This is a genomic window from Sphingobacterium allocomposti (assembly GCF_008124885.1).
Taxonomy (GTDB): domain Bacteria; phylum Bacteroidota; class Bacteroidia; order Sphingobacteriales; family Sphingobacteriaceae; genus Sphingobacterium; species Sphingobacterium allocomposti.
On sequence record NZ_VNHX01000001.1, the window covers coordinates 248,295 to 261,414 of the forward strand.

At 45.2% G+C, this 13,120-nt stretch carries 8 protein-coding genes; all 8 read left to right on the forward strand.

Annotated features, from left to right (window positions below):
- The first annotated feature begins 468 nt into the window (after positions 1-468).
- The 8 genes from BC792_RS00830 to BC792_RS00865 all read left to right on the forward strand — a co-directional run bounded on the left by BC792_RS00830 (position 469) and on the right by BC792_RS00865 (position 13,086).
- The gene (locus tag BC792_RS00830; RefSeq protein WP_148907082.1) at positions 469-1,662 is read left to right on the forward strand and encodes an ROK family protein; all 1,194 of its coding nucleotides are present in this window, start codon (positions 469-471) and stop codon (positions 1,660-1,662) included.
- Positions 1,659-4,880, forward strand: a complete 3,222-nt coding sequence (locus BC792_RS00835; RefSeq protein ID WP_148907083.1) for a SusC/RagA family TonB-linked outer membrane protein — start codon at positions 1,659-1,661, stop codon at positions 4,878-4,880. Before BC792_RS00830 ends, BC792_RS00835 begins: the two co-directional genes overlap by 4 nt.
- Before the next feature lie 11 nt (positions 4,881-4,891).
- Positions 4,892-6,472: a SusD/RagB family nutrient-binding outer membrane lipoprotein gene (locus BC792_RS00840; protein ID WP_148907084.1), complete on the forward strand. Its 1,581-nt coding sequence runs from the start codon at positions 4,892-4,894 to the stop codon at positions 6,470-6,472.
- Positions 6,473-6,555: 83 nt separating this feature from the next.
- On the forward strand, positions 6,556-7,983 hold the full coding sequence (locus BC792_RS00845) for an alpha-L-fucosidase (RefSeq protein WP_148907085.1): 1,428 nt from the start codon (positions 6,556-6,558) through the stop codon (positions 7,981-7,983).
- Between the two features lie 4 nt (positions 7,984-7,987).
- Positions 7,988-9,031, forward strand: a complete 1,044-nt coding sequence (locus BC792_RS00850; protein ID WP_148907086.1) for a sialidase family protein — start codon at positions 7,988-7,990, stop codon at positions 9,029-9,031.
- Positions 9,032-9,225: 194 nt separating this feature from the next.
- Positions 9,226-9,504, forward strand: coding sequence for a 30S ribosomal protein S15 (gene rpsO, locus BC792_RS00855; RefSeq protein ID WP_148907087.1), 279 nt, complete (start codon positions 9,226-9,228; stop codon positions 9,502-9,504).
- A gap of 364 nt (positions 9,505-9,868) precedes the next feature.
- Positions 9,869-12,028 (forward strand): polyribonucleotide nucleotidyltransferase, encoded by a 2,160-nt coding sequence (gene pnp / locus BC792_RS00860; RefSeq protein ID WP_148907088.1) that lies wholly within the window; start codon positions 9,869-9,871, stop codon positions 12,026-12,028.
- Between the two features lie 113 nt (positions 12,029-12,141).
- Complete coding sequence (locus BC792_RS00865) at positions 12,142-13,086, forward strand: hypothetical protein (RefSeq protein ID WP_148907089.1); 945 nt, start codon at positions 12,142-12,144, stop codon at positions 13,084-13,086.
- The last annotated feature ends 34 nt before the right edge of the window (positions 13,087-13,120 follow it).

A 13,120-nucleotide genomic window follows, 5' to 3' on the forward strand; every position in this document is an offset into this window, starting at 1 on the left:
AGGCTGCAAGTTGATATCGAGATCGTTCAAGTGGAAAGAGTTATTTTTTCAATAAACCTTTATGATAAACAGTTTGAACCTGGACTCCCCTCGGATTTTACTGACAACTCGTTTTTTTCAATTTATAGCAGGTCCACATAACTCACCATACCTTGTAAATTGCTGTCTCTTTTATCCGACGCCCGTTGTGTGGCAAAAAAGTACTTGGGCTCGACATTCGGGCCCAAGTACTAAGGGCAAAACGCACTCAAGCCGTTATGAGCGGCTTATTCCTGCAAGCCTCTCGTTGACAGGTGGATTTATGTGGCCTTCTACTTCAAATATTTTTCAAGCAAACGATAGATATTTCTTTTTTGTCGTAAGTTCATTTTACTTGTTAAAATTTTTAATAAGTTTCGTGTTTTTATAAACTTTTTTTAATTTCACGGCCGGCTATCTAAATGCACGCCACCTGAAATTGATAAAAAGATGGATCTAGCTGATCAAATTATAAAACAGCTTTACTTTTTCGAATGTTTGTCCGTGTCGGAACTCAGCGCTCTCACGGGGAAAAGCATCCCGAAAGTTACTGAGGAGGTAGGGAAACTTGTTCACGGCGAAACGCTTATGGAAAGTGGTTTTGCGGCGTCTACCGGGGGGCGTAGGGCTATGAAGTACGCCGTGAACACAGGCAGGCTACCTCGTATCGCCACCATTGCCGTGGATCAGCGCTTTACGACCCTTGCCGTGCTGGACTACAAAAACCGATATGTTGTATTTCCGAGGACAATAAGGACAGATATCTACGGTAGTAAAGATACGCTTGATCTTGTGATAGCCGGGGTAAAGAAGATGCTGAACGAATTAAGTGGTGAAGAACCCTTGATCATCGGCTTAACAATGCCCGGATTTGTCGATAAAGAACTAGGAGTTAATCTGTCTTTTCCGGTAAATTCTCCTTGGTACGATGTGCGGAAACGAATTCAGGACGCTCTCGGGCATACGGTTCAGATTGCCAATGATTCCAGTGCGATTGCCATCGCCGAGCATAAATTGGGGGCGGCGAAAGGAAGTGAAGACGTGTTGGTCGTCAATCTAAACTGGGGAGTGGGACTCGGTATAATCATTCACGATAAACTCTATAAAGGGCATGCAGGCTACGCCGGCGAGTTTAGCCATATTCCGTTGGCCGATGCACGCCAGCTATGTTCCTGTGGAAAAAAGGGATGTCTGGAAGTTGAAGCTTCTCTGTCCTCTGCTTTGTCCTACGTGTACGAATACCTGGAGCAGGGTGAACCTTCCAGTTTGGGAGCTGTGTTGGAGAACAAAGGTGCACTGAATCTGGCGGATTTAGTGGATGCTTTTGAGAGTGGAGATCAGGTGGTCATAAAAGCTGTACGGAAAATAAGCCATATGCTCGGAAAGGGCCTTTCCACCCTGATTCATATTATGAATCCCGAGAAAATTATAATCAGCGGTAACGGTGCGGCTTTCGGTTCCGGACTTTTACCTACTATTCATTCTGCTATTCAGGAATATTGTATCCCCCGACTGGGGAAACTAACCGATGTTCAGGTCTCCGACTTCGCAGACGTGCAAACAATTTCAACCGCTTGTATCGCGGTACAACAATCAAATATGTATCAATTTCAACACAAACAAATCAAACTACAACAACTATGAACAAGTTTTACAAACACTGTTGCGGTTTAACGTTGTTGATGCTTTTCAGCATCACGACGCTATTTGCACAGCAAGCAGTTACCGGTAAGGTGACGGACGCCAACGGACCTCTGCCCGGGGTTACTGTCGGTGTGCCGGGGACGTCAAAGGGCACGCAGACAGATGCGGAGGGTAATTATTCCATTCAGGTCGACCAAGGCGAAAAAATCCGATTTTCTATGGTCGGTTACCTCAGTCAAGAGTTAACAGCATCGGGTAGCCGTCTTGATGTTGTATTAAAGGAAGATGCAGGAGCATTAGACGAGGTCGTGGTGACGGCGATGGGTATCAAACGCGAAACGAAGGCATTAGGATACGCAGTGAGCAATATCAAGGCCGAAGAAATCACTAAAGCGGGAAACACCAACTTCGGTTCCGCTTTATATGGTAAGGCCTCTGGGGTGAAAATCACCACAGCACCGGGCGGTGCTTCGAGCGCCGTGAATGTGCAAATTCGGGGGATCAATTCCCTGAACTACCAGCGCCAACCGTTATATGTTGTGGATGGAGTTATCATTCGTAACGACCAGCAATATGGTGCTAGTGGCGCAAATAACAATAACTATTGGGATGACCAACGCATCCGTGGTAACGGTATGCTGGATATTAATCCGGCCGATATTGAAAGTTTATCGATTTTGAAAGGTTCGGCAGCCAGCGCATTATACGGTTCGGATGCAGCGAGCGGGGTTATCGTTATCACCACCAAGAAAGGCTCTAAAAGCCGTGGACTAGGAATAGACTTTAATTATAACGGATCGTTGGAAAGAGCAGCGTTCTTGCCTCGTTTCCAAAATATATACGGCCCGGGATATGATGCTGCGACCAACGTTGCGAATGGTGCGACGGAAGAAGGTTGGATCCTAGATGCGAATTCTCCCTCCGGCAGACGACCTTATTTCCGAGCGTATGGTAACTTCGGTCCAAAGTTTACCGGAGAAGAAGTGCGCTGGTGGGATGGATCTATACGCACTTACGAAGCACGTGAAAATAACTATAGGGACGTGTTCGATTTAGGGTATAATTCGAATATCAACTTCGCAATTTCTAACCAGACGGACCAGGTGAACTATCGTTTAAGTGGCACGCGTATGGACTATAAAAGCACCAGCCCTGGATCGAAGCAAAATAGGAATACGTTTAATCTAAACAGTTCGGTTAAACTCCATGATAAGGTATCTCTGGATGTCGTTGCGAATTATATTAATACGAACACGCATAACCGATCGCAACTGTTAGGACAGGTGTTAGGCTCATTCGATGGCTTCTTTAGCCGTACGGAGGACATGTCGGTTCTCAAAAACAAATACCGGACATCCGATGGATATAAGTTTTCTACCTTCGGAACCGGTCGCGAAGAAGACTTTATTTATACTATCCGTCCGACCAATTTACTGAATTATTTTTGGTCCCAGTATAAGAACAACTACGACGAGACGGAAAATCGGTTATTGACGAGTGCTACCTTAAATTGGGATGTAGTTAAAAATTTGAAATTCAGAGGGCGGATTGGGAATGACTTAACAAGCGCCTCCAGTACCTATGAACGTTTCAACGAATGGGCTACCCGATACAACTCGGTTTCTGAAAGTTCTGGCGGTTTTGAAACGTCGAAAGGCGTTTACTCCATCCTGTACGGTGATTTGTTGCTGACATATGCGAATAAGATCAATACAGATTGGGATTATAGTGTGAGTGCTGGTTTTCAGTCTAGAGAAGAAAACTACAACGATCAATCATCGACAACAGTAGGAGGGTTGGTTAAGGAAAATTGGTTTAGCTTGAATAATACCTATGCGCAAGCTACGACAACGAACGCGCGTAAGAAAATGATGAAGTACGCGTACTTCGGGATGGCAAACATAGGTTATAAAGGATTTGCTTACCTAGACGGTACCTATAGATCGGAGTATTCGTCGACTCTACCTCCATTGAATAATAATTACAAGTACGGTTCGGTGAGTGGAAGTTTTATTTTTAGCGAAGCATTCGGGTTGCAATCTTCGAACTTTAACTTCGGTAAGTTAAGAGCCTCCTACGGCATTGTAGGTAATGATGCACCAATCTTTGCCGGAAATATTGCCAATTCCCAGTCCTCTCTTGCGACGATCAATGGGTCGGTGCCAGCATTGTCTTATTCAACCAACTATGGGAATTTAGGACTTAAGCCGGAAATGAAGTACGAATGGGAGTTCGGTTTAGAGCTTAAATTGCTGCAAAGTCGGCTAGGATTGGATGTAAGTTACTATGACAATTACATCAATAATCAAATTTTGAGCTTAACCATGGCGCCATCTCAGGGAGCTATTACGCAATTATCAAACATCGGACGTATCGCCAATAACGGCCTGGAGGTGTCTCTTTCAGGAACAATGATACAACGTGAGAATTTCAACTGGAATGCAAGACTCAATTATTCCTTCAATAATACCATGGTGGAAAAATTAAACCAGGAAGGGACTGAATTAACGTTCTATAGTGCAGATGAGAATTCGCTTAAGGTAGTCGCTGAAGAAGGAAAACGGCTGGGAAATATATATGTATACGATATCGCTAAAGATGCGGATGGAAATAACCTGATTTCGGATGATGGTTATTATGTCATAGACAAGACGAAGTACAAACATGTTGGAAACATCCTTCCGCGGGCAGTTGGCGGTTTAACCAATACTTTCAACTACAAAAATTGGATGTTGGATTTTACCGTAGATTATCGTTTTGGCGGACAAATGGTTTCCGAAAATTTAAAATATGCGATGAGCGCTGGACAACTGGAAAACACGCTAGAGTATCGGGAAACAGGTGTCACGTTAGATGGTGTTAATGAAAATACTGGGGAGAAAAATGATGTCCATTTAAGTGCGGCGGAATACTATATGAATACATTTGCATGGGGTGCTAATTCCTGGTCAGAAAAAGGTGCCGTATATGATAATTCATATATCAAAATGCGCGAGATGTCTATCTCCTATCGTATCCCATCGTCTGTTACGACAAAACTTCGAATCAATAACTTACGTGTGTCACTTTTGGGAAGAAATCTCTTTTATTTCTACCGGACGCTTAAAAACTTAGATCCAGAGTCTCCTGTGGGAAATCAATGGTGGTCTCAAGGAGTAGACGTCGGGTCGAATGCAGCAACCAGAAGCTACGGTATTTCACTAAATGCTAATTTTTAAAGAATTTTGTAATGAATAAAAAAAGATATTTTCTATTATTTATCATACTTCCGATTCTGGGATTTACAAGTTGTAAGTCAGAGTTAGAAGATGCTTTCAACAACCCGGATCAAACGACCGAGGCTAGTATTCCCGGTTTCTTTGCCAGCTTGTTGAACAACGACCGAGTACGTCCCTCGTATTATCACTATCGTACTTTTATTTTATCTAATCATGCTATTTATACACAAACAGCCTCATTTATCCCGTCAAATACGATGTACCAGCCTAACGATGGCTATTCTTCCTCATACTGGACTGGATACTATACGCCGGGTGTATTGGGTCTCTATCGCAAAATGGAAGCTGCATATGCGGAATTGGGAGAGGAAGAAAAGAGTAAAGAGCGGATTTTTCTTGAAGCTGCCAAAGTAGTACTGTACGATGAAGGGTCGAAGCTTATCGATAATTACGGCGATATTCCTTTTTCGGAAGCGGGGAGCCTACCGGCTACGAACGAGGCTGTTAAAGCCAAATTCGATGATCAGAAAGAATTATATTATTCCTTTATTGAAGGTCTGAGAGAAATTAATTCGTTTTTTGCCGCAGCATCAACAACGGGCGACTTCGCAAAATTCGATATTCTTAACAGCGGTAACGTGGATAAGTGGAGAAGATATGCGAATTCTCTACGTTTACGTTTGCTAATGCGTATTTCCAACGTAGATGAGGGTAAAGCAAGGGCAGAAGTTATGGAGATGTTAAGCAATCCTGCTGAATACCCGTTAGTAGACGGTGGAAATAATGGAAATTATTCGCCCGGAACTGCGGATATTTTATTGCAGCCCTTGAATACAAATACTGCGTCTCTAAGACAGGCACTAATTGAAGGTCCTAACTTTTATGCGACAGATTATATGTTGAATAAAACGATGAAGCCGGCAAACGATCCACGTATCCCTGTGTTCTATGATAAGTTCGGAGTTACACAGGGAGACGTCTTTACGCCGAACAAGGAGTACAATGCTATGCCAATTACATTCACGGAAGCCGAAATTGCGACCAATTATCAGAAGTATGCGATTCTTGATTCAGCTACGTTTTTTGATAATGCGAAGCTTCCCGGTATTGTTGCCACAGCATCGGAGACAAACTTTGCTAAGGCCGAAGCGTACCTGCGTTGGGGCAGCAATGTAGATGCAAAGGCAGCTTATGATGCAGCGTTGAAACAGTCTGTGACATTTTATTACTATTTGAACAATCTGAACAATTCTGGTCTTCCGTTGGAAACAAAACCTGACGATGCAATAATTAATGACTTTGTAAATAACTCCACCGCTAGTTTCGCCGGTAACACTTCTGAAAAATTAGAACTGATCCTAACGCAGAAATGGCTCCATTATGGCTTTCTGCAAGCGCAGCATGCATGGTCGGAATATAGGAGAACCGGCTATCCGAAAATTACTGTATTAAGAGCCGGACTAGCTAACTATGCAACGCCACCTATGCGCTTTTTGTACCCGACTAGTGAGGTCTCCAATAATCTGCAAAACTATGAAGCGGTGCGTGCAAAAGATACCCGAAATACAAGGATATTTTGGGACGTTGATTAAAATTTGAATCCGTCGATATGAAAAGCCACCTAGTGTGGCTTTTCTTTTATAAATGTGTAAATTCAAACGAGAACAATCCAATCATGAAAACAACAATATTAACTGCATTGCTCATTGTCTATTCTTATTTTTCCTTCGCCCAAGCCCACAACGTCTCGGCCGGCTATCAGCCACCTAACGATCCGCTGGTTGTTGAGAATCTGGAGGCCTGGCAGGATTTGAAGTTCGGCCTTTTTATGCACTGGGGGACTTATAGCCAGTGGGGAATTGTAGAAAGCTGGAGTCTTTGTCCCGAGGATGAGGGCTGGACACAGCGCCGGGCAGAGCATGGCAAGACTTACTACGAGTACGTAAAAAACTATGAAAATCTGCAAAAGACCTTTAACCCGACCGATTTTAACCCGCAAAAGTGGGCTGATGCTGCAAAAGCAGCGGGAATGAAATACGTGGTCTTTACGACGAAGCACCACGATGGCTTTGCTATGTTTGATACAAAGGAATCGGATTACAAAATAACCTCTCCCAATACGCCCTTCTCCGAACATCCGAAGGCTGATGTGACGAAAGAGATATTCCGGACCTTCCGCAATGAAGGATTTAAAATAGGGGCTTATTTTTCAAAGCCGGATTGGCACACGGAGTATTATTGGTGGCCTTATTTTCCGCCGAAAGATCGAAACGTGAATTACGATCCGGTCAAGTACCCCGAGCGATGGGAAAAATACAAGCAGTTTACGTATAATCAGATTAATGAGCTGACGTCTAACTATGGCAGGGTTGATATTCTTTGGTTGGACGGGGGATGGGTCAGACCGTTCCATACGATCGATCAAAGCGTGGAATGGCAGCGTACCATTAAGGTGGAACAGGATATCGACATGGATCGGATAGGGGCCATGGCCCGGCGCAACCAGCCGGGAATCATTGTTGTCGATCGAACCGTTCCCGGTAACTGGGAGAACTATGTCACGCCGGAGCAGGCCGTTCCGGAACATCCGCTGGACATTCCTTGGGAAAGTTGCATCACCATGGGCAATTCGTTTTCGTATGTCCCCGGCGACGACTATAAACCGGCGAAGAAGATCGTGGAAACTTTGGTTAAGATCATCTCGCGAGGTGGAAACTACCTCTTAAACATCGCTCCGGGGTCGAATGGCGATTTTGATCAGGCGGCTTACGATCGCCTGCGCGACCTATCTGCATGGATAGACGTCAATGGTTCTGCCGTATTTGCGACGAGAGCGGTGGCTCCATACCATGAAGGGGACTACTATTACACAAGAAGCAAGGACGGTAAGGTGTTAAATGTCTTCCATCTGGCCGAAGGGAATGCGTATACTGCTCCGGCTACCTTTGCCTTCACGGTGCCGGCTGATTTTCAGGTTAAGGAGGTGAAAGTATTGGGGCATAAGGGAAAGATAAGGTGGTCGAAAAACGGCGACAAGCTGTCTGTGCAGAACCCGAACGCGGTGCTGAACTACGCTGCCGTTATTCAGCTGGAACGGAGGTAAGGTCATGGGGTACTTAAGTAAATTCGCAATTACTGGTCTGGCGGTCTGCGGCGCGCTGTTTGTACGTGCTCAGCACCTATCGGTCCGGGTACAAAAGACGGAGTTCATTTTTGAGGAAGGAAAGTTTTTTGATCAGTGTCATGCTTCAACGCTGGAAGAGACGGCAGAAGGTGTGCTATTAAGCGCGTGGTTCGGGGGGAAACACGAGGGTAGCAACGACGTGGTTGTCTGGGGTGCGCGGCAGGTAGATGGAAGATGGACGGCTCCCGAAGTATGGGCCGACGGGAAAGTAACTCCAGAGACTCAGTTTCCATGCTGGAATCCCGTTTTGTTTAGGCCGCGGGGTAGCGATAAAATTTACCTATACTATAAAGTGGGGCCGAATCCGAGAGAATGGTGGGGAATGGTTAAAACGTCCGACGACGGCGGGTTGACATGGTCGGTTGCAAAAAGGTTGCCGGACGGGATACTAGGTCCGATTAAAAACCGCCCGATACAACTGGCGGATGGAACTGTGCTTTCCCCGTCCAGCGTGGAGCTGAGCGAGGATCGATGGATAGCACACGTGGAGCGTAGCGACGATGGACAGAACACGTGGCAGGCTTATCCCGTCGATCACGCAAGCCTATTTAACGTGATACAGCCAAGTATCGTCCAGCATGCTGACGGACGTCTGCAGGTCTTATGCCGGAGTAAGGAGGGCGTAGTCGCCACCGCATGGTCCACCGACGGTGGAAGAACATGGTCGTCTCTCGAAAAAACAGACCTTGTGAACCCAAATTCGGGAACAGACGCTATACGCGTCGGCGGACGCCTTTTCATTGTATATAATCCGGATCTGCCAGGAAAGGAGTGGTGGGAAGGGAGGGCCAAGCTTCGGCTGGCCTCCTCAACGGATGGGATAAGCTGGACGGATGTGCTGAACCTCGAGGATGAAGAAAAGGGCGAGTTCAGCTATCCGACAGTTATCCAGGATGCTAAAGGGCGCCTGCATATCAGCTATACCTATAATCGGAAATCTATAAAGCATATCGTTGTGCTGTTATAACGATCCAAGGCCGTGTCTAACGCATCGGAGGCCTAACGACTCACTACTAATCCCCTGTCCGCAATGAAGACGACGGGCCATGCGCGGAAATCTCCCGTACACGCATGCACGTATTTAATTTTATTTTTCCGGTTTTAATTTCTATCTTTGCACGCAATTAATAAATTTTTTAACGCTTTAATATTATTCAAGAGATGTATTTAAGTAAAGAGTACAAAGCTGATATCTTCACAGAATTTGCAGGTTCAGCAACAAACACAGGTTCTGCAGAAGGACAAGTAGCTTTATTTACTAAAAGAATTGCTCACTTAACAGAGCATTTGAAAAAGAACAGAAAAGATTTTAACACACAACGTTCACTACAGATGTTAGTTGGTAAACGTCGTTCATTATTAGCGTATCTGTACAAAAAAGATATCAACCGTTACCGTGCGATCATCAAAGCATTAGGTTTACGTGATATCATCAAATAAGCTTTTAGAAGAATAAATAAAAAGCCGTTTGCGAAAGTAAGCGGCTTTTTTTATGTCGCGTGTTGACCTGGCGAAGGAAGGGATAAGAAGTGTGGGTCCTGTGTCGGTCACGCTTTCATGGCGCAGCTCAAGAACATAGCACTACAGGCGATCTCTTGCCACGTTCGGTATGGATGCGGAGCGGTTATATACAGCTATAAAAAGCTCCTCCTCCGGAAAACCCGAGTGATCTTATCTTCGTAGTTTTTTTATAACCTGCAGCAGAAAGTATAAATTTTATTTACCTTTGTGTGAATTTTAAAGGTCTATAAAAAAGTGGTATACAACAATGAAAGATGAAATGTATGCCGAAATGTATTAACAAATGAGTTACAACGAAAAGAAAGTGTCGATCGATTTGGGCAACGGATTAGCTCCGATCGAATTATCAACAGGAAAACTAGCCAAGCAGGCTGATGGCTCCGTCGTATTAAAGCAAGGCAGTACCATGTTGCTGGCTACTGTAGTGTCGTCTAAAGAGGCCAAAGCTGGTGTAGATTTTCTTCCTTTATCCGTAGATTATCAAGAAAAATATGCTGCTACAGGACGGATCCCCGGCGGGTTTCTTCGTCGTGAAGCCAAATTGTCGGACTATGAAGTTCTGATTTCACGTCTGGTAGACAGAGCGCTTCGTCCGTTATTCCCTGAAACATATCATGCAGATACCCAAGTGATGATTTCCTTGATTTCTGCCGATAAAGATATTATGCCTGATGCATTGGCCGGTCTGGCAGCTTCTGCTGCTTTGGCGGTATCCGATATTCCTTTTAACGGTCCGATATCGGAAGTGCGTGTAGCGAAGATCGACGGGCAGCTTGTTATCAACCCTCGCCTGTCGGAGCTTGAAAGAGCTACACTGGAATATATTGTTGCAGGATCAGCCCAGGACATCGTTATGGTTGAAGGGGAGTCCAAAGAGATCTCTGAAGCCGAGATGGTAGAAGCGATCGCTTTTGCCCATGAAGCTATTAAAAAGCAAGTAGCGGCGCAGGTAGAGCTCGCCAATTTAGTTGGTTCGCTTGTGAAGCGCGAGTTCAACCACGAGCCCTCAAACCCGGCGTTACGCGAAGCGATATTTGCAGCGACCTACGAAAAGGTTTATGCAGTGGCTAAATCGGGCTCGACTAAACATGAGCGTTCCGACAAATTTGCGGCTATCGGCGAGGAGTTTTTTGCTACATTGGGAGAGGAGATCGATGAAGAGACTGCGTTCCTGGCAAAAAAATATTACCACGATGTGCAGTACGAAGCCGTACGTAATCTCATTTTAAATGAGGGCATCCGCCTTGACGGACGTGACGTACGTACCGTACGCCCTATCTGGTCTGAAGTAGACTACCTGCCGGCAGCACATGGATCGGCGGTCTTTACGCGTGGAGAGACTCAATCCCTGACATCGGTAACATTAGGGGCAAAAGATGATGAACAGATGATCGATGGCGCCTTTATCCATGGATATAACAAGTTCATCCTTCATTATAACTTCCCTGGATTTTCAACAGGGGAGGTAAGACCAAACCGTGGTCCGGGCCGGCGTGAAGTTGGTCATGGTAACCTGGCTATGCGCTCGTTGAAACAGGTGCTTCCTGCGGATACCGAGAACCCTTACACTATACGCGTGGTGTCCGACATCCTGGAATCTAACGGTTCTTCGTCGATGGCAACCGTATGTGCAGGTACACTGGCGCTATTAGATGCCGGGGTTAAGCTTAAAGCACCTGTATCGGGTATCGCGATGGGATTGATTACTGATGAGAAAACAGGCAAATACGCGATCCTCTCGGATATTCTGGGCGACGAAGATCACCTGGGCGATATGGACTTCAAAGTGACAGGAACCGAGAATGGTATTGTCGCGTGTCAGATGGACTTAAAAATCAATGGTCTGAAATGGGAAGTGTTGACACAGGCATTGGATCAGGCGAAAGAAGCACGTTTACATATCTTGAATGAGATGAAGAAAACGATAGCTGCACCTCGCGAAGATTACAAGCCACATGCTCCACGCATTATCTCCATGACGATCGACAAAGAGTTTATCGGTGCTATCATCGGACCTGGTGGAAAAATCATACAGGAAATGCAGCGTGAAACCGGATCAACGATTTCTATCGAGGAAGTAGATGGAAAGGGTATTGTTCAGGTGTTTGCCGACAATAAGGCTTCTATCGATGCGGCTGTTGCCCGTATCCGTGCTATCGTAGCTAAACCGGAGGTTGGAGAAGTTTACGAAGGTAAGGTGAAATCGATTATGCCATTTGGTGCGTTTGTCGAGATCCTTCCGGGTAAAGACGGGTTGCTCCACATTTCCGAGATCGATTGGAAACGTCTAGAGAGCATGGACGGTGTGTTCAACGAAGGAGACCTTGTAACAGTAAAATTGCTGGATATAGATAAGCAAGGTAAGATGAAGCTTTCGCGTAAGGCTTTGTTGCCGCGCCCTCCGAAGGAAGAAAAAACAAAGCAGGACGCACCGCAGGCGTAGCTGAATAGAGGCAAAAGATAGCCGTAAGTAATGTCAAAATAGATTATATAGAAAGCCTGTTGAAAAGCAGGCTTTTTTTTATGAAATATATTTCTTCATCGAACCATAGAGATATGAAAAGATTTTTGTTACCAGCGTTCTTTTTATTGTTGCTCATGCGTACGTCGTGTTTGGTTAGGGGGCAGGACTTTGAATCCGCTTATATCGATTTGTTGAAAAACGAACTGCGGGCACTGCCCTACAGAGACCTGGATGTGTCCTACTCACTATCGTACGATTCCTTACAAATGGGATATGTCTTCCACGCCCCGCAACTCTTTCTCGATTCTGTATTGCGCGCTAGCATCGACAGTAAGGTAAATGTATTGCCTAGAACAACAGCGGCTTCATACAAAGGAACGATCCGTTTTGACAACTATACCAACGCCATCTTTATCCGCTCGGCGCTCGTTGGTGCTGCTTTGGTTTTTAATACCATGCATGTGATGACAGAACCGCGAGGTGGAATGGCCCGTTTCATGAAACGGTGGGCGGTTTTTTTAGACTCTTTGAAAAGGATCGATAAGTTTGAGGATAAAAATGTAGGTCTTGATAGCTACGTGTATATGGTTGTCGAAGTAGACGGCTCTCTAGTTTGCGGAGATACTTCGGAGGCCGGGCAGTTGCTCCAACAATTTATCCGGAGTGAAAAGCCTTGGACGCCGGGTATCATGAGTGGACGACCTTTGGTACAGTCTGTTGCGTTGCAGATACCGTATCACGGAATGGACTATGATAAATTAAGGTATAAGCGACATGGAGGAGTCCGTCCACGTGTACGTATAAATAACGAAGAGAGAATAGTATGTTTTAGTTATGCGTTGCCTAGAGAGAAGGATGTCCGTGCAATATTGTCTATGGCGTGTGAAAACGATGGATATGTCGCGCCTGTTTTTCATAAAGGTCCTGTAAATGAATTGCAGCAACTCGCCACCTTTTTAAGAGGGGAGCAGATCAATATTTCTTACTATAACCCGCATATGGCCAATCGTGTGTATTTTTATATCATCGATAATTAAAATCACCAAAAGAAGCGGCGGGCTGTCAATTTGA